The organism is Shewanella halotolerans (assembly GCF_019457535.1).
In the GTDB taxonomy this organism is placed as follows: Bacteria; Pseudomonadota; Gammaproteobacteria; order Enterobacterales; family Shewanellaceae; genus Shewanella; species Shewanella halotolerans.
Map to the genome: position 1 here is coordinate 3,377,090 of NZ_CP080417.1, position 24,296 is coordinate 3,401,385.

General features: G+C 52.8%; 21 protein-coding genes and 1 other annotated feature. Of the genes, 9 read left to right on the plus strand and 12 right to left on the minus strand.

The annotated features are described in order from the left end of the window. From tal to K0H81_RS14680, 3 genes are all read left to right on the plus strand, one after another. The gene (gene tal, locus K0H81_RS14670) at positions 1–957 is read left to right on the plus strand and encodes a transaldolase (protein WP_220058801.1); all 957 of its coding nucleotides are present in this window, start codon (positions 1–3) and stop codon (positions 955–957) included. 13 nt (positions 958–970) lie between these two features. Further along, complete coding sequence (pgi, locus tag K0H81_RS14675) at positions 971–2,608, plus strand: glucose-6-phosphate isomerase (protein ID WP_220058802.1); 1,638 nt, start codon at positions 971–973, stop codon at positions 2,606–2,608. Between the two features lie 228 nt (positions 2,609–2,836). Beyond that, positions 2,837–3,028, plus strand: coding sequence for a DUF3545 family protein (locus tag K0H81_RS14680; RefSeq protein WP_011864891.1), 192 nt, complete (start codon positions 2,837–2,839; stop codon positions 3,026–3,028). Positions 3,029–3,091: 63 nt separating this feature from the next. Here the strand turns inward: K0H81_RS14680 and K0H81_RS14685 are convergent, their stop codons facing one another. The 3 genes from K0H81_RS14685 to K0H81_RS14695 all read right to left on the minus strand — a co-directional run bounded on the left by K0H81_RS14685 (position 3,092) and on the right by K0H81_RS14695 (position 6,876). Next, entirely contained in the window at positions 3,092–3,634 is a 543-nt protein-coding gene (locus K0H81_RS14685) for a hemerythrin domain-containing protein (RefSeq protein ID WP_011864890.1), read from the minus strand. A gap of 126 nt (positions 3,635–3,760) precedes the next feature. Then, positions 3,761–4,855 (minus strand): response regulator transcription factor, encoded by a 1,095-nt coding sequence (locus K0H81_RS14690; RefSeq protein ID WP_220058803.1) that lies wholly within the window; start codon positions 4,853–4,855, stop codon positions 3,761–3,763. Beyond that, a complete protein-coding gene (locus K0H81_RS14695; RefSeq protein ID WP_258406302.1) occupies positions 4,852–6,876 on the minus strand; it encodes a hybrid sensor histidine kinase/response regulator in 2,025 nt (674 codons plus the stop codon). Before K0H81_RS14695 ends, K0H81_RS14690 begins: the two co-directional genes overlap by 4 nt. Positions 6,877–7,008: 132 nt before the next feature. On the opposite strand from K0H81_RS14695, the gene nfo reads away from it, so the two are divergent. Beyond that, positions 7,009–7,860 carry a deoxyribonuclease IV gene (gene nfo, locus K0H81_RS14700; protein ID WP_220058805.1) on the plus strand — a complete coding sequence of 284 codons (852 nt, stop codon included), beginning with the start codon at positions 7,009–7,011 and terminating at the stop codon, positions 7,858–7,860. On the opposite strand, the gene K0H81_RS14705 is transcribed toward nfo, so the two are convergent. From K0H81_RS14705 to thrA, 4 genes are all read right to left on the minus strand, one after another. After that, positions 7,857–8,153 carry a hypothetical protein gene (locus tag K0H81_RS14705; RefSeq protein ID WP_011864886.1) on the minus strand — a complete coding sequence of 99 codons (297 nt, stop codon included), beginning with the start codon at positions 8,151–8,153 and terminating at the stop codon, positions 7,857–7,859. The two genes, nfo and K0H81_RS14705, sit on opposite strands and share 4 nt — an antisense overlap. Before the next feature lie 359 nt (positions 8,154–8,512). After that, positions 8,513–9,796 (minus strand): threonine synthase, encoded by a 1,284-nt coding sequence (thrC, locus tag K0H81_RS14710; RefSeq protein WP_220058806.1) that lies wholly within the window; start codon positions 9,794–9,796, stop codon positions 8,513–8,515. 13 nt (positions 9,797–9,809) lie between these two features. Next, positions 9,810–10,760 carry a homoserine kinase gene (gene thrB, locus K0H81_RS14715; protein WP_220058807.1) on the minus strand — a complete coding sequence of 317 codons (951 nt, stop codon included), beginning with the start codon at positions 10,758–10,760 and terminating at the stop codon, positions 9,810–9,812. After that, a complete protein-coding gene (thrA, locus tag K0H81_RS14720) occupies positions 10,757–13,225 on the minus strand; it encodes a bifunctional aspartate kinase/homoserine dehydrogenase I (protein WP_220058808.1) in 2,469 nt (822 codons plus the stop codon). The genes thrB and thrA overlap by 4 nt, the downstream gene beginning before the upstream one ends. Before the next feature lie 717 nt (positions 13,226–13,942). Here thrA and slyD point away from each other — a divergent pair. Both slyD and K0H81_RS14730 read left to right on the plus strand, forming a co-directional pair. Continuing rightward, positions 13,943–14,557, plus strand: coding sequence for a peptidylprolyl isomerase (slyD, locus tag K0H81_RS14725; RefSeq protein ID WP_220058809.1), 615 nt, complete (start codon positions 13,943–13,945; stop codon positions 14,555–14,557). Between the two features lie 117 nt (positions 14,558–14,674). Next, the gene (locus tag K0H81_RS14730; RefSeq protein ID WP_220058810.1) at positions 14,675–15,106 is read left to right on the plus strand and encodes a hypothetical protein; all 432 of its coding nucleotides are present in this window, start codon (positions 14,675–14,677) and stop codon (positions 15,104–15,106) included. 75 nt (positions 15,107–15,181) lie between these two features. On the opposite strand, the gene trpR is transcribed toward K0H81_RS14730, so the two are convergent. Continuing rightward, the gene (gene trpR, locus K0H81_RS14735) at positions 15,182–15,457 is read right to left on the minus strand and encodes a trp operon repressor (RefSeq protein WP_220058811.1); all 276 of its coding nucleotides are present in this window, start codon (positions 15,455–15,457) and stop codon (positions 15,182–15,184) included. Positions 15,458–15,699: 242 nt separating this feature from the next. Between trpR and K0H81_RS14740 the strand changes: the two genes are divergently transcribed. After that, on the plus strand, positions 15,700–16,149 hold the full coding sequence (locus tag K0H81_RS14740) for a c-type cytochrome (protein WP_434086889.1): 450 nt from the start codon (positions 15,700–15,702) through the stop codon (positions 16,147–16,149). Between the two features lie 169 nt (positions 16,150–16,318). On the opposite strand, the gene K0H81_RS14745 is transcribed toward K0H81_RS14740, so the two are convergent. Continuing rightward, entirely contained in the window at positions 16,319–17,002 is a 684-nt protein-coding gene (locus tag K0H81_RS14745) for a cytochrome b/b6 domain-containing protein (RefSeq protein ID WP_258406303.1), read from the minus strand. Between the two features lie 274 nt (positions 17,003–17,276). Between K0H81_RS14745 and hpf the strand changes: the two genes are divergently transcribed. After that, the gene (hpf, locus tag K0H81_RS14750) at positions 17,277–17,651 is read left to right on the plus strand and encodes a ribosome hibernation-promoting factor, HPF/YfiA family (RefSeq protein ID WP_011864877.1); all 375 of its coding nucleotides are present in this window, start codon (positions 17,277–17,279) and stop codon (positions 17,649–17,651) included. Between the two features lie 824 nt (positions 17,652–18,475). Beyond that, positions 18,476–18,598: a sequence feature (Phe leader region), on the plus strand. A 40-nt stretch (positions 18,599–18,638) separates the two neighbouring features. After that, entirely contained in the window at positions 18,639–20,603 is a 1,965-nt protein-coding gene (locus K0H81_RS14755) for a chorismate mutase (protein ID WP_220058814.1), read from the plus strand. Positions 20,604–20,677: 74 nt separating this feature from the next. Here K0H81_RS14755 and K0H81_RS14760 read toward each other — a convergent pair whose 3' ends face one another. The 3 genes from K0H81_RS14760 to hcp all read right to left on the minus strand — a co-directional run bounded on the left by K0H81_RS14760 (position 20,678) and on the right by hcp (position 24,078). Beyond that, on the minus strand, positions 20,678–21,013 hold the full coding sequence (locus tag K0H81_RS14760; RefSeq protein WP_144201128.1) for a hypothetical protein: 336 nt from the start codon (positions 21,011–21,013) through the stop codon (positions 20,678–20,680). Positions 21,014–21,286: 273 nt separating this feature from the next. Next, the gene (locus K0H81_RS14765) at positions 21,287–22,354 is read right to left on the minus strand and encodes an FAD-binding oxidoreductase (protein WP_220058815.1); all 1,068 of its coding nucleotides are present in this window, start codon (positions 22,352–22,354) and stop codon (positions 21,287–21,289) included. A gap of 59 nt (positions 22,355–22,413) precedes the next feature. Continuing rightward, positions 22,414–24,078 carry a hydroxylamine reductase gene (gene hcp, locus K0H81_RS14770; RefSeq protein WP_220058816.1) on the minus strand — a complete coding sequence of 555 codons (1,665 nt, stop codon included), beginning with the start codon at positions 24,076–24,078 and terminating at the stop codon, positions 22,414–22,416. Positions 24,079–24,296 lie beyond the last annotated feature (218 nt).

Genomic DNA, 24,296 nt, shown 5'->3' on the forward strand with positions numbered 1-24,296 from the left:
ATGGCTAATACACTAGAGCAATTCAAATCTATCACTACCATAGTCGCCGATACCGGTGACATCGAAGCCATCAAGCGTTATCAACCACAAGACGCCACCACCAACCCCTCTCTTATCCTGAAAGCAGCCCAAATTCCTGAATACAAGCACCTGATTGCCAATGCCATCGAATGGGCAAAGGCGCAGAGTAACGATCTTGCTCAGCAGGTCGAAGATGCCGGAGACAAGCTGGCGGTCAACATCGGCCTCGAGATCCTAAAGATTGTTCCAGGCCGCATCTCGACCGAGGTGGACGCTCGTCTTTCGTTCGACAAGGCTGGCTCTATCGAGAAGGCACATAAATTGATCAAGCTCTATGAAGAGGCTGGCATAGACAAGTCTCGTATCCTGATCAAACTCGCCTCAACCTGGGAAGGGATCTGCGCCGCCAAAGAGCTGGAAAAAGAAGGCATCAACTGTAACCTGACGCTACTCTTCTGTTTTGCCCAGGCCAGAGCCTGTGCCGAAGCCGGCGTTTACCTAATCTCGCCTTTCGTCGGCCGTATTCTCGATTGGTACAAGAAAGACACTGGCCTTGAATACAGCGCCGCTGAAGATCCAGGCGTTGTCTCAGTCACCAACATCTACAACTACTACAAGCGTCACGGCTACAAGACGGTTGTGATGGGCGCCAGCTTCCGTAACACGGGAGAGATCATCGAACTGGCAGGCTGTGACCGCCTAACTATCGGCCCTGCGCTGCTCGAAGAGATGGCCAACAGCGACACACCAGTCGTGCAAAAACTACAGGCCGCCAATGAAGTGGTCGCCCCTGGTGCGGCGCTGAGCGAAGCCGAGTTCCGTTGGGAATTCAACCAAGATGCTATGGCCGTAGAGAAGCTAGCCGAAGGTATCCGCAACTTTGCTATCGACCAAGGCAAACTTGAAACCATGCTAAAAGCAGAACTCGAAGCCTAAGGGAATAGACGTCATGACTAAGCTTACTCAGCAAGACGCGTGGGCCCAGCTAGAAGCGCAAACAGCTCAGCTGCCTCACATGCGCGAGCTATTTGAGGCCGATCACCAGCGCTTTGACAAGATGTCACTGTCTGCCTGCGGCCTGCTGCTGGATTACTCCAAGAACCGAGCCGATGAGCAGACGCTTGAACAGTTGTTTAAACTGGCCAAATCTGCCGGTCTAAGCGATAAGATCCGCGCCATGTTCAATGGCGAGATCATCAACAACACCGAAAAACGCGCCGTGCTGCACACCGCCCTCAGAGCCGAAGCCGACGAGGTCATTCTGGTCGATGGCCAGAATATCGTTCCCGAGGTAAAGCAGACTCAAGCCAAAATGGCCAAGTTCGTCGAGGCTGTCACCTCCGGCGAGTGGAAAGGCTACACGGGTAAGGCGATCACAGATATCGTTAGCATCGGAATTGGTGGCTCCTTCCTGGGACCTAAAATAGTTACTCAGGCCCTGAGACCATACTGGAATCCGGCGCTCAAGTGTCACTTCGTCGCCAACGTCGATGCCACCTCTCTGTGTGAGAAGCTGCGTCTGGTGGATCCGGAAACCACCCTTTTCGTGATGTCGTCTAAGTCTTTTGGCACCCAAGAGACGCTGACCAACACCCTGAGTGCCAAGGCCTGGTTCCTGGAAAATGGCGGCACCCAAGCGGATATCGCCAAGCACTTTGTAGCCGTTACCTCAAACGTGGCCAAGGCGACCGAATTCGGTATGGATGCGGACAACATCTTCCCTATGTGGGATTGGGTGGGCGGTCGTTATTCACTCTGGTCGGCCATAGGTCTGCCTATCGCCCTGTTGATCGGCATGGACAACTTCTACCAGCTGCTGGCTGGCGCCAAGTCGATGGACAAGCATTTTGTTGAGGCGCCGCTCGAACAGAATATGCCGGTGATCATGGGGCTGTTTTCCCTGCTCTATGGCAACTTCTACCAGGCACAGTCCCATGTGGTATTGACCTATGATCATTACCTCAGAGGCCTGCCGGCTTACTTCCAGCAACTGGACATGGAGAGTAACGGTAAATCTGTCACCCTCAATGGCGACAGCGTCGATCATGCAACCGGCCCTGTGATCTGGGGCGGCGAAGGCACCAATGGTCAACACGCCTACCATCAGTTACTGCACCAAGGCACGGCACTGATCCCGGCAGACTTTATTCTGCCACTGCAGAGCCATAACCCGCTCGGTGAACACCATGTGCAGCTGGCCTCCAACTGTTTTGGCCAGACTCAGGCGCTGATGCAAGGCAGAACCTTCGATGAGGCACTCGCCGAACTCGACGGCAGCTCACTGAGCCAAGAAGAGAAAGCATTGATCGCTAAGCACAAAGTGATGGAAGGCAATAAGCCAAGCAACACCCTGCTGATGGACAAGCTGACACCGAAAACTCTGGGTGCCTTGATCGCCCTGTACGAGCATAGAACCTTCGTTCAAGGTGCGTTATGGGACATCAACTCTTTCGACCAATGGGGCGTCGAACTCGGTAAGACCCTAGGCAACGATGTGCTCGCACGTCTGCAGAGCGATCAAGAGGCTAAGGCACTGGATGCCTCCAGCAACGCCCTCATCAATCTCTTTAGACGCGGCCACCTCTAAGCCTGCAACCTTAGCCGATAAAAAAGCCAGTTTTCACTGGCTTTTTTGTTATCTGCAGTAATATCCACCAGCAAACCTGCGCGACTTCCTATCCTACGGGCAAAAAACCGCTTGGTGCGCCATAAATGATTCACCCAGACTTAACATTATTGAAACATTTTTCTTGCACCATAAATTGGAAGTGTGATATTTAATTGTTGAGAAAAAATACAACAACAGGAGGTTGCCATGAATCGCTTAGATTATGGTAGTGCGCTAGATGATACCGTCATTGAAAGACCCAACAGTCGTTCGCGAAGCTCCAATAAGAAGCGAAAATGGCGAGAGATAGAGGCTATCAAAGAGAAACAGCGTTTGATTAAAGAGCTTCAGGATATCGACAGCAGTTTCGAATACGACTTAGATAACCTTCTGATGTAAATAGATACAAAAATAGCGCCTTAGGCGCTATTTTTGTATCTATAAGTTGTTAGTTGTTAGCTGTTAGTCATCGGCCTTGGCCAGATACTCTTTTAACTCTTCAAAGAGTAGGTTGTCGTCATCGCTAAATAAAGGGTCGCAGATCAGCTTCTCCTGGCATCTGTCTGCCACTTCCTGCCACTGGGCCTCTGTCATTCCCGCCTCCCAGATGGGGAACAACTTACCCTCTTCATACATCATGTGATTTCGCTGCGCCTCGACATACTCCTTCAGGGCCTGACTCAAGGTTTCATTCTGTACCGGGACGTCACTTAAGATAAGGTTTAGGGTAGACATCAAACTGGTTGAGCTTTCGATCAGGTTATGGTGCTCTTCTCCCAATTGCTTCTCCAAGGCCTCTTCGGGATGGGTCTGAATATAAAATTCGTTGATCAGATCCTCGAGCGGGTGATGACTATGCTCAGCATAGCTCTGCATATATTCGACGATATCTCGGATCAGATTAAAGTTGACGGCCTCGCCATGTTGCAGCCGCTGCTGCTTATTTTTGAGAATATTTAACAGTATCGCGATATGTTTATGGTCATTATGAAGTCTCGCTAACATCGTCACCTCCAACCTTCTAGACGCCTTTAGTTACTATAGTAAATTGTTGAACTTTTACTCACACTAATATGTAAGCCGTCATGATGACGTGACTCAGATCAAGAAAAATGAACATAAAATAATCACTTAAGGTACGCTTCCTCCGAGCACGTCCATCACCTTGCCTAGCGCAGATTGCAGGCGGGTAAAGGCCTCGGAGGCCGATTTCACCTCCTTCAGGTTACGCTCAATAAGCGCCGTAAAATAATCTTCCTGCTCTATGGTCATGTCCAGCACATGGAAGCTGCCGCGGATCTCTGTGGTCATGTTAATGAGCGCCGCACTAAATTTCTCATCATGCTCTAGGGTCGCTGCGTTGATATCACCTATCAGAGCTTCGATGTCGAGAAACACCTGTGTCAGCGTCTGTTGACGACTGATATCCAAGACGCGCGCCTCCAGACCTTCAACTACCACGGCGATGATATCCCTCAGCCTGCCGTAGAGAACCTCATCGTTTATCGGCATGTTCTTGATCAAGAAGGAGACATGCTTGTCGTTACATATGGTGCGGCAGCCAAAATCGTACAGGCGGCCATGCTTATCCAATAGCTCGAGAATATTCGACTCTATGGGGCTGATGGCGGCATGCCTGGGCGCAAAATACTCTACCTTCTCTGAGCGTATCTCCAGGCAGGTGTTGAGATTGAGCTGCTGCATCAGATCAAAAAAGGCATCCGCCAGGGTCTGATGATCGTTACAGAGAAAACACTGACGGAAAAACTGCAGCACACAGCCATACTGTGACGACTCAGTCATCGACTGAAAAGCCATGTTGCGTGAGACAGATTCCGCCTGGATCAGCTCCCGCTGCTTCATCACATAGTGGGCGACGCTGTGCACCTTGGCCAGCAACTCCTTGAGCTCAAACGGCTTAGCGATGAAATCCACCGCGTTCACCTCATAGGCCTTGAGACGCTCCTCCAGGGTATTCATCCCAGAGACAAACAGCACGGCCACCTCTTGGTTGCTGGCCTGTAGCTCACGGCAGAGGGTAATGCCATCGGTATCGGGCAGGTTGATATCCATCAGCAGCAGATCCGGCTTCTGGGTTTGCAGGGCGGCGCGAAAATCCGCCGCACCATAGAAGGGACTCACCTTGAACTCATCTTGCAACATCTCGACGATCAGCTCGCAGTAATCCCTGTCATCGTCTACAACCCAAATCTCCATGTTGTTCATCGCAATTCTCCTTGTACAAACTCAATCCCTATCTCCTCGAGGCCGCGTACGAAGGCGCGGATATCGAAGGGTTTCTGCAGCACCTGAAACGGCAGATCTTCCCGACTGCTGATGCCGACATCGCCGACATAGCCTGAGATCAGCAGCACAGGAATCGTTCGGTGCACGCTCAGATCCGTCACCAGCTCATAGCCGTTAATCCCCCCCGGCATCAAGAGATCTGAGATGATGAGATCGATATTATCTATACCATCCTTAAACTGCTCCTTGACCAGCAGAGGATCCGTATAGGCCAGCACCTCCATCCCCATCATCTGACAGTAATCGCACAGCACCTCGAGCAGATCCGGCTCATCATCGACGATAAGCACCTTGATGGGGCGCGCCACCTTGGGATACTCAAGCGGACTGTGCTGGCGCTCAATCTGCCGCTCGACCGGCTTGATAGCCGGAAACCAGAGACGGATCTCAGTGCCATCAGCCCCCGTATGCATGATGCTCATATAACCGTTGGAGCGTTTGACGAAACCATACACCATGGAGAGCCCAAGCCCGGTCCCCTTGCTCTTATCTTTGGTGGTAAAGAATGGCTCGAAGATCTTATCCAGCAGCTTATCTGGGATCCCCCCGCCCTGATCGATCACCGACACCCAAACATAATCCCGGTTATCTGTGCTGACGGTATTGCCCACCCCGGGAAGGTAGCCAGACAGATACTGCTCGCCGGTCACTATGGTGATCTGTCCCTCCCCATGCATGGCATCTTTGGCATTCAGCACCAGATTGATCAAGGCATCCTCAAGGTCGCCGCGATCGACACAGATATCCCGCATCGATGGCTGAGGCTGAATGTTGAGGCTCACCTGGGTGGTCAAGGATTTCTCCAGCAGCTCCTCCAGGCTCTGTAGCACCTCGTTGACCTGCACCGGCTGGGCACTGAATTGTTCCTGCCGGGAAAACTGCAACAGGCGCCGCGTCAGGTCGGTGCCCCGCTGACAAGCCTTGAGCGCCGTAGCCAGATAGCGGGCGATAGAATCATCCTTACCCTTAAGCTCCATCAGCTCCAGATTGCCTTTGAGCACACCTAAGATGTTGTTGAAATCGTGGGCCACGCCCCCCACCAGCTGGCCCATGGCCTGCATTTTTTGGGTGCGGGCCATAGTATTTTGCATCAGCTTCTGCTCCGTGATGTCCCGGCCCACCAGGGTAAACAGGCTGCCATCTTCATACTGCTCGTTGAGGGCAATTAGATGGGTATGCAGGATCACCTTCTCCCCGGTGGCGGTGGAGCAGACCAGCTCGCCGGTAAACTCAAGGCGCAGCTCAATCGCCTCCAGCAGTTCCAGCGCCTTGTCGTCTTGATCGCCGAAGAAGAGTTCGATCGACTTGCCGATAAGCTGACTGCGCGGATATTGGCTGATGGCGGTCGCCGCCGCGTTGGCATACATGATCACCGGCGCCATCCCCTTCTGACGCGACGCAACCACTATCATATCTTCGCTATTACTGACGATAGACTGATACATCTGGGTGTCGATAGACTTGATGATCTGCGCATTACGGCTCTGCAGCCAATCCTGGCTCTGCTGCAGCAACATGCCGCTGATGCTGTCGGCAATGAAGGTCTGATAGGAGGTGAGAAACGACAGCCAGCCCTTACCCGGGCGATAGAAGAAAATATTGACGTCGAGCCCCTCTATGGGCCAAACAACAAAGCGTTGCCACTGGTGTGCCCCCCGCTGGCCATCCAGCAGCGGCCAGTCTTTCACCTGTCGCCACAGGGTGATATAACGCATGGAATCCCGGCACCAACAGGTCACATCGGCCGGCATCTCATCGCTGGCCAGCAGGCGGCGAGAGAGAATCATCACAGACTCGGCGCCGCTGCTATCGGCCAGAATACGACACAGGGGCAAGAGCACATCGTCACCACGAATAAACTGTCCCTGTAACTTCCCCAACTGGGCGATCAAGGCCGGGCCAAAGTCCATAAATTCAGATTGAGAGAGATCCTTAAACACGCTAGAGTCCATTCCACTATTGAAAAATGAAGAAGTCGGGCGAAATGCCTTTCATTGAGCATAGTCCAGCTTAGGAAAATCGCTCAAAATACCGATAAAATTTATAAACTTGTTTAAAGTTAGTGAGGAAAAATGCCAGTCACTCATTGGGTCGGTGCCCATGTTAGCGCCGCCGGCGGTATCGCCAATGCGCCGCAGAACGCACAGAAGATAGGTGCCAATGCCTTTGCCCTGTTCACCAAGAATCAGAGACGCTGGCAGGCGGCGCCGCTCTGCCCTTCACAGATTGACGCCTTCAAGGCCAACTGCGAACAGGCCAATATTCGCCCCGATGCCATTCTGCCCCACGACAGCTACCTGATTAATCTTGGCCATCCAGATGAGGAGCAGCTAGCGCGCTCGCGAGAGGCCTTTCTCGACGAGATGCAGCGCTGCGAACAGATGGGATTGGCCCTACTCAACTTTCATCCCGGTAGTCATCTCAACAAGATAGGCATAGACGAGTGCCTGGCCCGCATCAGCGAATCGATCAACCTGGCACTGGATAAGACGCAAGGCGTCAGTGCCATCATAGAAAACACCGCAGGTCAGGGGTCAAACCTGGGCCATAGCTTCGAGCAGCTGGCGCAGATCATCGACAAGGTAGAAGATAAGAGCCGAGTCGGTGTCTGTATCGACACCTGCCACATGTTTGCCGCCGGCTACGATTTAACCACTTTCGAGGCCTGTGAAGAGAGCTTCGGCCAATTTGATGCCATAGTGGGCAACCATTATCTTAAGGCAATGCACCTCAACGACAGCAAGACACCGCTGAACAGCCGGGTCGACAGGCACCACTCCCTCGGCGCCGGTTATATAGGTATGGACGCCTTTAGCTATATCATGAAACATCCGGCGACCAGGCAGATCCCCCTCATATTAGAGACAATAGAACCTGAGATCTGGCCCCAAGAGATAAACTGGCTACGTAACCAGACACGCTAAAGCAGGCACTTGTAGACCACGGCAATCACCCTGACCTGATTATCCCTGTCGAAGTGATCTTCCTGTAGCCAGACGATATGAGTGCCCTGCAGGGCCTCACCTTGCTGCTTGGCATTATCCTGCGCCGCCCTCAGCGGCGCCTCCCCTCTGCCTATCCCAGTCACCATGGCGAAGCTATCACAATGGGTCACCTCGAAATCATAGGCCTCATTGATTCGAGAATAGAGCTGTGGCTCATTTGAGGCGCAGGCGGTCAGTAAACAAAGGCCAGGTAAAATCACTCTAAGATGCAACACGTCACGGCTCTGTCAAATAATGGCTAAAGAAAAAGGCCTGTAAGATAAGTGATTTAGCACAACTTGGTTGTGATAATCATCACGCCGGTCTCAAGGTCATTGATACATTTGGCAACCTAGGTAATTGGCGCGATTCGATGCAAACGCCTTGCTGATAATGCTAATAAAATACGGCGCAGAGGTTAGCAGCTGCCCCATCTAAACAACTGAATTGAAACAACTGGATTGTAACAACTGGATTGACAGAGCCTAATTGAACTAAAAAGCTGTGCTAAAAGATAAAACAGACAGAAGTGGGCAGAAAAAAGCCAAGGCACTATCGCCTTGGCTGTTAAGCATAAATAACCAGGTAGAAGCTAAGCTAAGGTCTCAAACAGATGAGCCTTGAGGCGGGCAAAATCGGCAGGCAGTTCGGCCGACAGGATAGGCTTATCCTTCACCGCTTGTAGCTCAGGCGGCAGCTTCAGTTCGATATCCAGCGCCTCTTCCACCACCTCTTTAAACTTGGCGGGGTGGGCCGTACCGAGGAAGATCCCCTGCTCATCGGCCGACATGGTTAACGACAGCGCCTTAGCCGCAATCGCTGCGTGAGGCTCGGATAGATAACCGCCACGATAAAGCTCATCCAGCGCCTCCACCGTATCTTGCTCGGAGAGACCGACGCCCACCAATTCGCTCAGCGGCCAGTTCATCACCTCCATTATGGTCTCAACCCTGGGCCAGTTGCTCGGCTCGGCCACATCCATGGCATTCGAGAGGGTCGCGACGGTTGCCTTAGGCGACCACTGACCATCGGCCAGATAGCGCGGCACAGTATCGTTACTGTTGGTGGCCGCCACGAAACGTTTCACCGGCAGTCCCATCGCCTTGGCAAACAGACCCGCCGTCAGGTTGCCGAAATTACCGCTGGGTACAGCAATCACAGGATCGCCTTGGTTAGCCTGTTTAAACTGGGCAACCGCCTCGAAGTAGTAGCAGATCTGTGCCAGCAAGCGGCTGATGTTGATAGAGTTGGCCGAGTTAAGATGCAGGCCATCACGCACATCGCTGTCTTCGAAGGCGGCCTTAACCATATCCTGACAGGCATCGAAATCACTCTCCACCGCCACGGTATGAATATTATCGCCCAGGGTGGTAAACATCTTCTCCTGTAGCAGGCTGATCTTGCCCTTTGGATAGAGCACCACCACCTGCACCTTATCCAGCCCATAGAAGGCATCGGCCACGGCGGCGCCGGTATCACCCGAGGTGGCGGTCAATATGGTGAGTTTATCTTCCTGGGCCAGGCTATTGAGGCACTGAGCCATGAAGCGGGCGCCGAAGTCTTTAAATGCCAGGGTCGGGCCATGAAATAGTTCCAGGCAGAAACGTCTGTCATCTGCCTTGGTCAGCGGCAGCTCAAAATTAAAGGCGCGCTCCACCAGGCCATCCACCATCTCCTGACCCAGCTCGTCGGCCAACCAGGCACCTAAGATCGCCTTAGAGCGCGAAACAAAGTCCATCGCCAGCAGCGCATCGACATTATCTAACTTGGGGATAGAGACAGGAAAAAACAGGCCGCGATCTTTCCCCAGGCCCAGCTTGACCGCCTGAGTGAAACTAACCTTCTGTGAGGGGTGCTTTAAGTTATAGAGTTCCATATTGATCCGCCTATTAATCTAAAATTGCTGCATCTACACGGCGCGTGCCGAGCATATCGATTTGACATATATGGGAAAAACCCGCGCCGGAGGTGACATAGTTTGCATCCAGCCAGGCCTTGGCCTTATTAGCAGTCTCCAGGTTATCTGTCACAGAGAACAGCGTGGGGCCACTGCCCGAGATCCCCGTGGTGGCCATACCGAGCTCGTCTAAGGCCGCGCGCGCCTGCTCATAGCCGGGAATTTCCGAGGCGCGGTAAGGTTCGGCCAGCACATCTTTTAATACCTCTATGGCCAGCGTGGCATCCTGACGGTAACTGGCGTGTACGAATGCGCTCAGGTAGCGGCCAAAATCGATAGCCACCGACTTATCATACTGCGCCGGCAGCAATGCCCGCATCTTAGCGGTCGACAGGGAGATCCCAGGATAAGCCACAACCCAATACCAGTCTTTAAACACGGGCAGGCCCTGACACACGGCGCTAGGGGTATCCAGCATCAGCTGCATGCCGCCAAGGTAACAGGGCGCCACATTATCATAGTGGACCGAGCCGCTGATCTTGCCCTCAAACTCCCCCATCAGCCTCAGTAAGGCGTCGCTATCATAGGGCCTGTCGAAATGCTCGTTAAGGGCGTACAGGGCGGCGACCACAGAGCTGGCGCTGGAGCCAAGACCGCTCCCCACCGGCAGGTTCTTCTCTAAGGTCATGGCAACGCCGGCGCGGCTACCTAGCTGCTCGAGAAAGAAACTCGCGCATTGGTAGACGATATTCTCTTCGCTGGCCGCCGGTAACTTGTCGGCCCAATGACCGGTCAGGGCAAGCGACACCCCATGGGGCGCCGATTCAATGGCGACGCGATCGCCGAGCAGGCTGCCATCTACCGGCGCCAAGGCGGCGCCCAGCAGATCGAAGCCGACTCCGACGTTACCCATGGAGGCCGGCGCATAAACCGTTAAACTCATACGCCCATCTCCCGCGTCCAGTTAAGGGTTCTCAACAGGTCGGCGAAGACACCCGCCGCCGTCACCTCTGTGCCCGCGCCATAACCGCGCAGCACAAATGGGATCGGCTGATAGTAACGGCTATAGAAGGCCAATGCGTTCTCACCGCCCTTGACGCTGTAGAGGGGATCCATCGCATCCACCTCGGCGATCTTCACCCGGCAGCCCTCTTCATCTATCTGTCCCACATAACGAAGCACCTTACCGGCCGCCTTGGCGCTATTTACGCGCTGGGCAAGTTCACCATCAAGTGCGCTCAGGTTCGCCATAAAGGTCTCGACATCGCCAGAGGCGTCGAAATGACTCGGCAAGACAGATTCTACCTGGATATCGCTCAGCTCTATCTGCATGCCTACCTCACGGGCAAGGATCAACACCTTTCTGGCCACGTCCATGCCGCTGAGATCGTCTCTGGGATCTGGCTCGGTAAAGCATTTCTCACGGGCGATACGTGTCGCCTCCGACAGGCTCATCCCCTCATCGAGCATACCGAAGATGTAGGAGAGTGAACCCGAGAGTATGCCGTTGAATTTCTGCAGCTTATCACCGGCGAACAACAGCTTCTTCAGGTTATCGATAACCGGCAGGCCTGCACCAACCGTGGTTTCATAGAGGAACTGGCGACGCTGATGCAAAGCTGTCTGTCTCAGGGCGCGGTAGTAGTCATAGTCACGGGTGTTGGCCTTCTTGTTAGGAGTAACCACATGCAGGCCGGCATTCATTACCGCAACATATTGGTCAGATACCGCTTCATTAGAGGTACAATCCACCAGCACAGGGTTTAGTAGCTGCTGATCTTTGGCCCAGGCGAGCATCTTATCCAAGTCACAGCCTTGCTGGCTGTCGGCCAGGAGTCCCTGCCAATGATTGAGATCTATCCCCTTGGCATCGAGCAGCATGTGGCGAGAGTTAGCCACGCCACAGACACGCACCGTAATGTGCTGGGCCTTCAACATCTCTGTCTGCTGCTTGATCTGCTCGAGCAGGCCGGCACCTACATTACCGCAGCCCACCAGGAAGACATCCAGATAGTGCTGCACATCGAAGAAACTCTGATGACAGGCGGCGATGGCATGCTTGGTCTTACGCAGCTCGATAACCGCCGAGATGGAGCGCTCTGAGGAGCCTTGGGCGATAGCCACTATGTTGACATTGGCCTGGGCTAATGCCTGGAAGAATTTACCGGCGACTCCCTTGTGAGTGCGCATGCCGTCACCGATCAGTGAGACGATGGCCAGATTGTGGCGCATGGCGATCTGCTCGAGGATCTCGCTCTTAAGCTCCAACTCAAACTCCTGCTCCAGCGCCAGACGCACCCGCTCGGCATCCTGGGTCGCCACACAGAAGCTGATGCTGTATTCCGAAGAGCTTTGAGTGATGAGGGAGACTGATACCCCGGAGCGGGAGATGGCGCCCAGGGTACGGCTTGCCATGCCCACCATGCCCTTCATGCCGGGACCGGCGATATCAAACATGGTCTGCTCGTCGAGATTAGAGATAGCCTTAACGTTCAGCCCTGTCTCGTCCACTTGATTCGACACTAAGGTGCCGGGCGCCTGAGGGTTGAAGCTGTTACGTATATAGCAAGGGATATGGTACTGGGCGATAGGGGCGATAGTCTTAGGATGTAGCACCTTGGCGCCGAAATAAGACAGCTCCATCGCCTCTTGATAACTGAGCTGAGTCAAAAGCTTGGCATCGGCGACGACGCGTGGGTCAGTGTTATAGACCCCATCCACGTCGGTCCAGATCTCGCAGCAGCTGGCATCGATACAGGCCGACAGCACGGCCGCCGAATAGTCTGAGCCGTTACGGCCCAGGGTGACCACACGACCATCCTTATCGCCGGCAGTAAAGCCTGGCATCACCCACACCTGATGGGCATCGAGAGAAAGCTCGGCAAAACGCTGCTTGCTGGCAGCGATATCGACAACCGACTCCAGCGCCGGCCCGTGTGCCACAAACAGCTGTTGTGGCACCAGCTGATTGGCCGACACGCCCGCGGCCAACATCAACTGCTCCATCAGCGCCGCAGAGAGGCGCTCGCCACCGACCACGATCTCGGCGCGAACGGAGTCGGGGCACTCACCCAGCAAGACCACGCCTTGCAGCTTGTCTTGCCAGTGCTTGAGCTGCGCCGCCAGAACAGCTTCTAGGCTATCGGACTGCTCGCCGCTCAGTACCTCACTGGCCGCCTGGCCATAGAGGGTCTTAAAGACCTCATGCACATGACTCAAGACGGGAGAGAAATCATCTCCGGCCACCGCCAGGTCGACCATCTCCAGCAAACCATTGGTCACGGTTGCCGGAGCGCTTAACACCACTGCCGTCGGCTGCTCTGCGGCCGAAGCCAAGACGATTTGCGCCGCACTACTAAACCTCTGCCAGTTGGCCAGCGAGGTACCACCGAACTTCATTACCTTCATCTTCTCTCCTTAGTACCGCGCCCCAGAAACAAAAAAACCCGCTCCTTGATGGGGAGCGGGCTTAGTCATTTCAAATCATTTCTTTCGAGTATGCTTAGCCGGCCCCCACGCTGGTAATCGTGGTGGTTGTAATAATGGTGGTTACTACGAGATTAAGGCTAAACATTTAAATTCTTTTTTGTCGTATCAAAACATATTCGTTGAAGTCTCTACAGAATTGCCTTTTTTGCCCCAAGGTGTCAACCCCTGAAATGAAACTTTATAAAAATACACTTTGGGCAGCGGGCGTGCCGCGGGCCTTAAAATCAAATGACGAGAGATAGACTTCCTGTCATTTGAGGGTGAATTAGACTTAACTTCACTGTCAAAACACCTTCATCAATTTGACATATAAAGCACTATTAAACAGCAAGATAAAAAAATGCGAACAATCTAACTCAGTATAAAGCCTGGCTTTAATACAACTAACTCGCCTACCGAAATGAGAGACCCAAAATCTACTGTTAACCCACTAATTTAGCCACCAACAAAATAAAATATTTTCCCACAAATAGTGAATAACAAATCAAAATGAAATTATTAGACCTGCCCGCCTTCTCCCAAAGCCTAGGCTAATGAAAAAAAATTTACCGATTTTCCCTCAAGAAGCTGCGCTAGGTCATCGCCAAGGCAAACAAAGCGAGCTAAAATGCCGCCACATTCTGAATTGGAGGCGATATGATAATCACCCAACACAAAGCTGTTAGCATCCATTACCGCTTAACGAACCAGCAAGGTGAGTTGATCGAGAGTTCATTTGAAGGTGAGCCAATGCTTTACCTTCACGGTGCAGAAAACATGATCCCAGGCCTTGAGCAGGCGCTCGAAGGCAAAAGTGTTGGCGACAAGCTCGACGTTACCGTAGAAGCCGAGCTGGCTTACGGTCCTTACCACGATGGTTTACGCCAAGATGTCCCATTAGCAGCCTTCGGCGATATCGAAGATATCGTGCCAGGCATGCGTTTTATCGCCGAAACAGAGATGGGCCAACGTCCGGTACAAGTCACCGAAGTGAAAGACGATGTGGTCGTCGTTGACGGTAACCACCCACTCGCGGGTCAAACCCTTAACTTTAGCGTTGAAGTACTATCAGTACGCGACGCCAGCGCCGAAGAGATCGCCCATGGCCATATCCATGCGGCTGGCGGCTGTGGTAGCCACGAGCATAGCCATGAAGGTGGTTGCTGTGGCGGCGAAGGTCATGGCCACCATGGAGGTTGCTGTAGCGAAGATCCTGAGAAGCCAGCCAAAGAAGGTTGTGACGGCAACGGCGGTTGCGGCTGCCAGCACTAAGCTCTGACGCTAAGCACTCAATCTAAAGCCTTAGTTGGACGCAGGCGCGTCAGACTCAGGTAGGATTCTGAACAGAGTCGGCCACCTTTTATTAGGTGAAGCCGACTCTTTTATTTTATGCTTCAAGACAGAATCAGCTCGCTGCGTATTAACGATAAGGATATCGACATGATAGCTCAGCCCGTCTATGAAAAACTCCCTGCCATCTACCTGCTCATCGCAGCAAGTACCATATTGCTGAGCCCGGTGCCGCTTCCCGTGCTCTTAGCCGTGATAATCTTCCTGCTCGGCGCGCGTATCTTCAACATGCGCTCACAAAACCGGCGGAGCGACAATCCCAAGCGTCGCAGGCGCGGACTCTTGCCTGAGACCCTCTACAATATGCTGCCCTATGCATACCTGCTAGGCGCCCTATTTGTCTTTCGCCATGGCGACTCTAAATATCTGATGTTCGCCGGCGCAGGATTAGCCAGTTTCGCACTGTTTCGTCTGGCGCAGCGCCGCAGCTATCGCCAGCACCAACTACCCGTGACTATTCGGGTGATCTAGTTAGAGAGCTTCCGGATAGAACTGCTAGTTAACAAACTGAGTCGTTAACAGACTGAGTCCTTAAAGAGCTTGCCGTTAGAGAATGAGCGCCTTGATGCGATCGCGCTGCTCTGCTGGCATATGTTTGAGGTAATTTGAACAACGAGTGATGGTGGCGATACTGATCTCGAACTCGGCGGCAATCTGTCGCTGGCTCATCTCTCCCAGCAGCAAGGCCTGAAACACCTTCAGCCGCCCGGCGATGGCGCTGCGCTCCTCTTCGGTGAGCAGCAAATCGAACAGATCCATCAAGGCGTCGGTGTCTTGATGGTTGACCACTTTCTCTAAAACCAGATCCCAATTTGCGCGCACTTTGGCTCCTAAGCTGTCATTGCCTACCAGTACAAGCAAGTGTACCAAGAAACCTGTCGCGCTGGCTATCTGGGCCATAGATGCTGTTAGTCGAGCGCCTAAGGGTTAGACACATTCGGACACATTTTGGCCGGTGTTTTACAGAAAAATCTATAGTATCTGATAGTTAATTAAGATTAGAATGTTTGCGTTAGATCACATAAAACCACAAAGTAGTGAGAATGATTGCCATGAAAAAACAGATTAAATTAAGCCTGCTAGCCTTAGCCGGCAGTGCCTTACTGGCCTCAGCGGTACAAGCCAATAACTTCAAAGAGACAGACGATGCGCTCCACTATCGTCAATCTGCTTTTGGCCTGATCGCTCACAACTTTGGCGACATGGGCGCCATGCTTAAGGGCAAGAAGCCGTTCGACGCCGAAGTCTTTGCCATGCGTGCACAAAACGTTGCCGCACTGAGCAAGCTACCTGCCGAAGGTTTCGTAGCCGGTTCTGACAAGGGCCACACAGATGCGCTAGCAAAAATCTGGAGCGACAAGGCCGATTTCGACGCTAAGATGAGCGCCTTCCAAGACAACGCCGCTAAACTCGCCGTTGCCGCACAATCAAGCGATCAAAATGCGATCAAGCAAGCCTTTATGAACACAGGCAAGAGCTGTAAGGGTTGCCACGACGTCTACAAGAAAGACTAATTCAAACTCGACTATTGCAGACGACTAATCAGACAACCAGCAAGAGCACTCGTTAGACGAATAAAAAAGGGAGCAGTTAAGCTCCCTTTTTTTATCTTTTGCTTTAGCGCGGCCAATCACGCTTCAATTTACTACCGCTTCAACCTAACAAGGCTAAGACCTAATAACGCTAAAGCATGGCCGCGATTGGCCAAATCAGATAGTTCACCACCAGTCCCGCTAACACGCCGACCAGGGTCAGGGCCATCAGGCCTGAGCTAAACTTAAACTCGGTGACACTCTCACGGCTGACACTCTTATAGCCGGTGATCATGGCGCCCACCAACTTATCACCTTTAATGCCGTGCCAGATCACTGCAAGAATATGCAAAACCGCCAGCAGCAGGAGTAAATTGAAATTTTGCTTATGCAGCCAGGTCAGAGTCCCGGCCAGCTCGCTGCTCACATAACTGTATAGCGGCCCTTCGGTAAAGACTTCGTCTGTGGCAAACAGTCCTGTGGTGAGCTGAGCCACCAGCACTAAGATCATCGCCACCACCATATAACCACCGAGCGGATTATGGCCTATGCTACGCCCCTGTGGCTGTTTGACATAGGCCAGCACCTGAGTCGGCGACTTAACGAAATGGCTAAAGCGCGAGGTCTCGCTGCCCACTATGCCCCAGAGAATACGAAAGCCAATCAAGATCAATAGGCCGTATGCAAATACTTGATGCCATTGCATCTCCCCCACCTCGGCGCTCCACCATAGACCACCGAGCAACGCTATCATGGACCAGTGAAACAGGCGCGTAGGCAGATCCCATACCTTAATTTTTACCTGGCCAGACTGAGGGCTTTCTACTGAGGACATCTTATAACTCATCGCTTTAGAAAATAATGAAATTGATGATATTTGAAGCGATAGGGAGAGGCAAATAGATTTATGTAAGCAGTGTTATCCAGTCAAATATGCAGCCTAAAATAGAGAAATACAAGCCATTCCTAATGTTTATTTTGCAATTTTGTCTAAGGGCTCAAATAACCAACGAACGGAAAATAATGGCGGCAAAAAGTTGATCTAGATCACGTTTTATGAGGGCTAAATTGGTAATCTGAAGTCAAGGAAACAACGAAAGGTTCGACATATGATAAAGATTACAAGTAAAGATTTCGAAGTCACCACTCCTATCCGTGAACGTATCGAGAGCCGTTTAGAAAAACTAAGTAGACACGATGTACAGCTCATAAATCCACATGTAATCATAGGTCAAGAGAAGCAAGGGTTTAAGATAGAAGCTTCAGTCGGTATACCAAGCAACACCTTATTTGCTCAGGCGAAAGACAAAGATCTCTATGCAGCAATCAATGCAATGGGTCAGAAATTGGAGAAACAGCTCAATCGCCTCAGCCACAAACCGGAAGGAGCTCGCTACACAGCTCCAGCGACAAGCCCAACGCCAGAAAGCGCCGAATTAGACGACGAGTATGACGAGACAATAGATAAGGAATACGCGGCGTAACAGATTTAACGGTAAGTGGCGAAACATCGCCTCAGGCATAGACCGAGGAACGAACGCTAACGAACTGGCACAAAAGCCACTTACCCAAACTTGGTGGATAGTTAAATCGCCACCAAAATAGAGGTACAGCGACAGGCAAAAGACGAGGACGGACATTCAAACCAGCCACAGGCCTTCAGTAAGAAGCCGTGGAACTCAGCTAACGAACTAGCTATGTTGTCCGCCCTTGTTATACTTATTATTAAGTGCCGTCTCTGATGTCACATGCAAGCCAACACAGGAGTAAGAGGTCACATTAGCCAAACGCAAGACGTTAATCTTTCACGTTTGATTTATTGTAGGCGACTCACACAACCTAAGGCTTAAGATGAGCCCAAATAGGAACCAGGCATAGCGCCAAACAAGTCGTCCCCGAGAGCCATAGGGTAGCCGCTGAGATAGTCTCAGGTAATTGCACCCTAAGTAGTGAGAAAGGAGCGCAGTCCCATTTTAATATTGAGTGCTTTTTCCCTAACTGAGGCAGCCAGATAGCCAATAAAGGCAAACCAACGTAGTAGACGTTAACAGGCCATTGGATCACCGCTAGTCGATTAGCCCGCTGCCTCTCCCTTATCACCTGCCGCAGTGCTTTCATCTGCAGGCGACAAGCAAAGGAGGATGCCCCATCTTAAATTCTGATCTTTTACTCTCCAGGCGCACCCAAAGAGGTGCGCTTTCTATTGACGACTCCTCCAATCAGGCGGCTTATTCCAAAAGGGATAAATTCTCACTTTGTCCCTTTTTTAATTGACAGAGTATTGAGCAGGGCTTAATTTGAAGGCTATGAAAATGAACACCCAAGCTTTTTTTACTTTCTTTTTTATTCCACCCTTCTAGGGAGGCGGAATTTCGGTGTAAAAACGAAAGTAAGAATTCCAAGGCCTCCCATTATGGGGGGCTTTTTTATTTGCATGAGTAATCGAGAAGCGTTCAACGACAGAGGACAGCATGACCAAACCACATCCCCTTAGCCATACCCGGGAACAGATCACCGCACTCGACAATGAACTGCTGGCACTGCTGGCCAAACGACGGGCACTGAGTCTTGATGTCGCACGCAGCAAAGAGGTCGATATTCGCCCGATACGCGACACCCAGAGAGAGAAAGAACTGCTGGCCCGCCTGGTTAAGCAGGGACGCGAGCAGGGACTCGATGCCCACTATGTCCTCTCTCTCTATCAGAGCATCATCGAAGACTCGGTATTAAACCAGCAGGCCTACCTGCAGGGCCGTGCCAATCCAGACTTTCAGAAACAGCAATACAACATCGCCTATCTGGGCGCCCGCGGCTCCTACTCCTATCTCGCCGCTACCCGCTACTGCGAACGTCGTCAGGTGGGCATGCAGGATCTGGGTTGCAAGAGCTTCGATGAGATAGTGCAGGCTGTGGAATCCGGTCATGCGGACTACGGCTTCCTGCCGATCGAAAACACCTCCTCAGGCTCGATCAACGAAGTCTATGACGTGCTGCAACACACCAGCCTGGCCATCGTCGGCGAGACCACCATAGAGGTAGGACATTGCCTGCTGGCCAAGCCGGGCACCAACGTTAAGCAGATCAAGACCATCTATGCCCATCCGCAACCCATCAGTCAGTGCAGTCGCTACCTGAGCCAACATGGCGAGTTCAAACTGGAATACTGCTCCAGCAGCGCCGAGGCCATGGAGCGGGTACTCGAGGCCGACGACAACAGCGTCGCCGCCATCGGCAGCGTCGAAGGGGGCGCCCTGTATCAACTAGAGGCTGTCGAGCGCGAGCTGGCCAACCAGAAGATCAACCAGAGCCGCTTCATAGTGGTGGCCAGAAAGGCGATTGCGGTGCCCGAGCAGCTGCCAGCCAAGACAACCCTCATCATGGCCACGGGACAGAAGCCCGGCGCCCTAGTTGAAGCCCTGCTTATCTTAAAGGCCCATGATCTCAACATGAGTAAGCTCGAATCCCGTCCTATTCCGGGCACGCCATGGGAAGAGATGTTCTATCTGGATCTCGACGCGAATCTAGCAAGCGACGAGATGCAGCAGGCATTAAAGGAGCTTGAGCGAATCACCCGCTTCATCAAGGTGCTGGGCTGCTACCCTTGCGAAACCGTCAACCCCACCCAGCTAAGCAACAGTCAGCTGATGATTGAGCCCACCACCAGCCGCGAGGCGGACCAACAGGCCAAAGAGAAACAGGACGCCAAACACCAGCGTCACAGCCTGGCCGAACATCCACAGGTCACTAGTGTCATCTGCAGACAGTTAAAGATAGGCGACGGTCAGTTTGGCGCCATCGCCCAACTGGCACTGACCCAGGAGTCTGGCCACTACGGCCAGCTGGCGAAACAGATAAAGGAAGCGGGTTTCCAGGCGGTGACCGTCGGCGAGCTAAACGCCAACCCCATGGCCAATCGCCAATTGAGTGAGATGCGCAGAGCCCTGAACCAGTTTGATCTCGCCTGTATCGTCGCCATCGAACACGATAGCGAGCTGACCCTCGCCTGTGATCACGCCGACATGCTGCTGATCAGCGGCAAGCAGATGCACAATCGCGATCTGCTTGAACAGGTGGGCGCGCTGCACATGCCGGTGATCTTAGAGCGCAACACCATGGCCAGCCTGGATGAGTGGCTGGGCGCCGCCGAGGTCATCTTGGCCGCGGGCAATCAACAGTTGGCCCTGAGTGAAGCCGGCATCAGGACCTTCAACGAGCAGCAGCGACCCACCTTAGATCTCTCGGGACTGATCAGCCTCAAGGAGAGAAGCCACCTACCGGTACTGCTCAACACCCGCTACGCCTGTCAGCAAGAGGAACTTGCCAGCCAGGCGGGCGCGGCCAAGGCGCTCAAGGCCGATGGCCTGGTGCTGGGCGTGAGTGACCCACAGCAACTTAACGCCCATAGCGACATTCTTGCCCGTCTCTACCGCGGCTAGTCACTTGTGTCATAACAAGAGCTGCTAAGTCATAAAAAAAGAGGACCAGAGGTCCTCTTTTTTTGCCGATAAGCTTAAATCGCCAGGCCATCCACCAGATTCATCCAACCTTTGATGGTGCGATGACAAAACCACAAGAGCGCCAGCAGTGACAGACTCACGGCCATCCAGCCTTGAGGCACTAAGTAGGCCAGCAATAATAGCGAAAACAGAGAGATAATCGACCAACGCTGCCAACGTATGTGAGAATAGAGCAGGCTACTCATCTTATCCCCCTTCTGCCCGAGACTGATCACCAGGGCAAACAGGGGCGGCAATAACAGCAGCGGAAAAGCCGACATCAAGGCATACAGGAGATGGCCAAGACTATGATCGTCTAAAACGACAGGCTGTGACGTAGTCGATACCATAAAGGGCGCTCCACACAAATTCCACACAGGGGATAAAGAGTGAACCAGATGCCATACTGCGCCTAGTCCTTATCATTAACCATACTGTGTCATCGTCTTTTGCGCAAATCTTGCGATCGATTTATCCCATCGCAACAATCTTGCTGGCAGAGTGCCAAACTGTCTGCGCTGGCAATAGCGCCTCAGCCAAATGAGATGCCGAAAAAACTGGCGAGGTCCTTGATGAAAATCCTCGCCTTTGCCAGCAAATACCTCTTATCCAGCCAGCACCTCCTATGCCAAAGAGAGGGTCACATCAGACTTTAATCGCGTCGAGCAGGCGAGAATAAAGCCCTGCGCTACCTCGGCCGGCGTCAGCGTCATCTCGCTGCTGGACTCTGTCTCGCCGCTTAGCACCTGACACTTACAGGCGCCGCAGACCCCTGAGCGACAGGCGGCGATAATGGGCAACCCTTTCGCCTCTATCCCCTCCAGTACCGTCTGCTCTCCAGTGAGCGGCGTAGACAGCTCACCAATTTGCAGCATGAAGGGAGTAGAACCCGCAACCTCGTCCACCCCTTCTACTTGCTGTGAAGACGCAGAGGACGGCGCGCCGAAGCTCTCCTGATGATAACGACTCATGTCGAAACCGACATCTTGCAACATTGCCTTCACCGCCTGCATATAGGGCTCTGGGCCACAGACGAACACTGTGCGCTCAAGATAGTCGGGCACGGCCTTCGCGAGTATCTCCAGATTTAATCTGCCCTCGAAACTAGCACAGGCCTCAAGCGACTCTCCAGACTCCAAGCTGTAGTGCAGCGCCATATTGGGATGACGCTGGGCCATCTTCAGCAGCGCCTCATGGAAAATGAGATCTTCCTTGGCCTTGGCGCTGTGCACGAAGGCGATATCGCTGCCCACCAGAGTGTCCGTCAGCCAGCGCGACATGGAATACATGGGGGTAATCCCACTGCCGGCGCTTAAGAAAAGGTAACGACTGGCGGGAATATCGATCAGATTAAAGGCGCCAGCCGGGCCGCTGACATTGACGCTGTGCCCCGCCTTGAGGTTATCGATTAGGTAATTGGACACCCGCCCGCCAGGAATGCGCTTGATGGTTACTACCAAAGAATAGGGGCGCGAAGGCGACGAAGAGATGGTATAGCTGCGGGCAACCCGCTCTCCCTGAATGTCCAACAGGAAGGTGATGAACTGCCCAGGCTTAAAATGAAACTTAACCGGCTGGGCACCTTGAAAGCGAAAGCTGGTCACATCATGGGTTTCCTGCCAGCGCTCGACACAAACAAGCCTAGTCTCGCCTGTTTGCCAGTTGGGTGATAGATAATCTTGTTGATTCATGGGTGACTTACCAAAAAGAAAAAACGCCCACGGCAGTACCGTGGACGTTTGGGGGCGTTTTAGGCAACGTTTAAGATGGCGTTAAGATCTTGCTCCACCGTGGTGGTAGAACGCAGGCCAAACTTGTCTTCCAACACCTGAAGCAGGTTTGGCGTCAGGAAGGCTGGCGCGCTAGGGCCTGTGCGTATGTTCTTCACCCCCAGTGACAGCAGAGTCAGCAGGATAACGATTGCCTTCTGCTCGAACCAGGAGAGCACCAGGCTCAATGGCAGCTCGTTGATCTCGCACTCGAACACCTCAGACAGGGCGATCGCCAGCTGAATCGCCGAGTAGGCATCGTTGCACTGACCGATATCCAGCAAGCGTGGTATCCCGTTGATATCACCGAAGGCCAGCTTGTTAAACTTATACTTACCACAGCCTAAGGTCATGATGATGGAGTCTTTAGGCGCCGCCTTGGCGATGTCGGTAAAGTAGCTGCGCTCGGCCTTGTCACCGTCACAACCACCGACCAGGAAGAAGTGCTTGATGGCACCACTCTTCACATTCTCCACAACGGCAGGCGCGGCGGCCATTAACGCATTGCGAGCGAAACCTATGGTGATGTGATGGGGGATCTCATCATAGGCGAAGCCCTCAAGGGATAAGGCCTTATCGATCACCGCAGAGAAGTCATCCCCCACGATATGGGTCACGCCCGGCCAACCCACTATGCTGCGGGTAAAGATACGGTCGGCGTAGTCGCCCACGTTAGGATCGATAATACAGTTAGAGGTCATCACCACCGCACCAGGGAAGTTGGCGAACTCTTTCTGTTGGTTTTGCCACGCACTGCCGTAGTTGCCGACCAGGTGTGGATACTTCTTCAATTCGGGATAGGCCAGCGCCGGTAGCATCTCGCCATGGGTGAAGACGTTTATCCCCTTACCCTCGGTCTGCTGAAGAATAAGCTCGAGATCTTTCATGTCATGACCAGAGACCAAAATCGCCTTGCCCTTCACCGCAACTGTGTTGACCTGGGTCGGCTCGGGATGACCGAAGGCCTGGGTCTCGCCCTCATCGAGCATGGCCATCACGCGATAGTTCAGCTGACCTATCTCCATCGCGGTGGCAAACAGCTTATCGGCATCGACAGAATCTGAGCCCAGGAAGGCCATGATCTCATGAAACTTGGCCGCGACCTCGCTATCGGTCTGATCCAGCACGCGGGCATGCTCCATGTAGGCGGCCGCGCCTTTAAGACCATAGAGACAGAGCAGACGCAGGCCCATGATATCCTCGTTGACCTCCTCTTTGCCGCGATTAGGCAGCGCCTGAGCGGCCTGGGCCAGCATCTCTTCTTTCACACTGGCGAGTACCAGGCTGGCGGCGGGTATCAATGTCTCGACTGGCTGACCTTGCGCCTTACAAGCCACCTCATAGGCCGCCTGAAGCTGGGCGCGGTAGGCATAGGCCTGCTGGGTGTAGGCCATGATGCGTTCGTCATCGAAGTTCACATTGGTCAGGGTAGCGAAAAATGCCTTAGGCACGAAGGTGTCGATGGCCGGGTCAATGATGCCGAAGGCGCGCGCCTTCTCGGCATAGGCAGATACGCCTTGTAAGATATAAATCAGCAGATCTTGCAGATCTGAGGTGGCCGCTAGTTTGCCACACATGCCTTGGGAATAACTACAACCATTGCCGGCAGGGGTACGAATGGTTTGCTCACACTGAATACAAAACACAATACTGCTCCTTTATTTAATCATGCTTTTTCTTTGCATGTTTTAAGCGGAGTCTACTGTGGTAAACACAGGCACAAAAGTGAAACTTGCGAGCAATGTGAGAAACTATGAAGCGGATCAAATTAGCTCATGCGAAACTAAACTGTTAAAAAATATGGTAAAACAATTTAAAACAGCAAGTTATCCTTTAAATAAGCCCAAAAGAAAGACGGCGCCTC

Coding starts and splice junctions, on each gene's coding strand:
- K0H81_RS14745 (WP_258406303.1), bottom strand. CDS start 17,002: ATGTCCTCAGTAGAAAGCCCTCAGTCTGGCCAGGTAAAAATTAAGGTA.
- nfo (WP_220058805.1), top strand. CDS start 7,009: ATGCCAGTCACTCATTGGGTCGGTGCCCATGTTAGCGCCGCCGGCGGT.
- slyD (WP_220058809.1), top strand. CDS start 13,943: ATGATAATCACCCAACACAAAGCTGTTAGCATCCATTACCGCTTAACG.
- K0H81_RS14760 (WP_144201128.1), bottom strand. CDS start 21,013: ATGGTATCGACTACGTCACAGCCTGTCGTTTTAGACGATCATAGTCTT.
- tal (WP_220058801.1), top strand. CDS start 1: ATGGCTAATACACTAGAGCAATTCAAATCTATCACTACCATAGTCGCC.
- K0H81_RS14685 (WP_011864890.1), bottom strand. CDS start 3,634: ATGTTAGCGAGACTTCATAATGACCATAAACATATCGCGATACTGTTA.
- K0H81_RS14690 (WP_220058803.1), bottom strand. CDS start 4,855: ATGAACAACATGGAGATTTGGGTTGTAGACGATGACAGGGATTACTGC.
- K0H81_RS14755 (WP_220058814.1), top strand. CDS start 18,639: ATGACCAAACCACATCCCCTTAGCCATACCCGGGAACAGATCACCGCA.
- K0H81_RS14730 (WP_220058810.1), top strand. CDS start 14,675: ATGCTTCAAGACAGAATCAGCTCGCTGCGTATTAACGATAAGGATATC.
- K0H81_RS14680 (WP_011864891.1), top strand. CDS start 2,837: ATGAATCGCTTAGATTATGGTAGTGCGCTAGATGATACCGTCATTGAA.
- K0H81_RS14765 (WP_220058815.1), bottom strand. CDS start 22,354: ATGAATCAACAAGATTATCTATCACCCAACTGGCAAACAGGCGAGACT.
- thrA (WP_220058808.1), bottom strand. CDS start 13,225: ATGAAGGTAATGAAGTTCGGTGGTACCTCGCTGGCCAACTGGCAGAGG.
- thrC (WP_220058806.1), bottom strand. CDS start 9,796: ATGGAACTCTATAACTTAAAGCACCCCTCACAGAAGGTTAGTTTCACT.
- pgi (WP_220058802.1), top strand. CDS start 971: ATGACTAAGCTTACTCAGCAAGACGCGTGGGCCCAGCTAGAAGCGCAA.
- hpf (WP_011864877.1), top strand. CDS start 17,277: ATGATAAAGATTACAAGTAAAGATTTCGAAGTCACCACTCCTATCCGT.
- thrB (WP_220058807.1), bottom strand. CDS start 10,760: ATGAGTTTAACGGTTTATGCGCCGGCCTCCATGGGTAACGTCGGAGTC.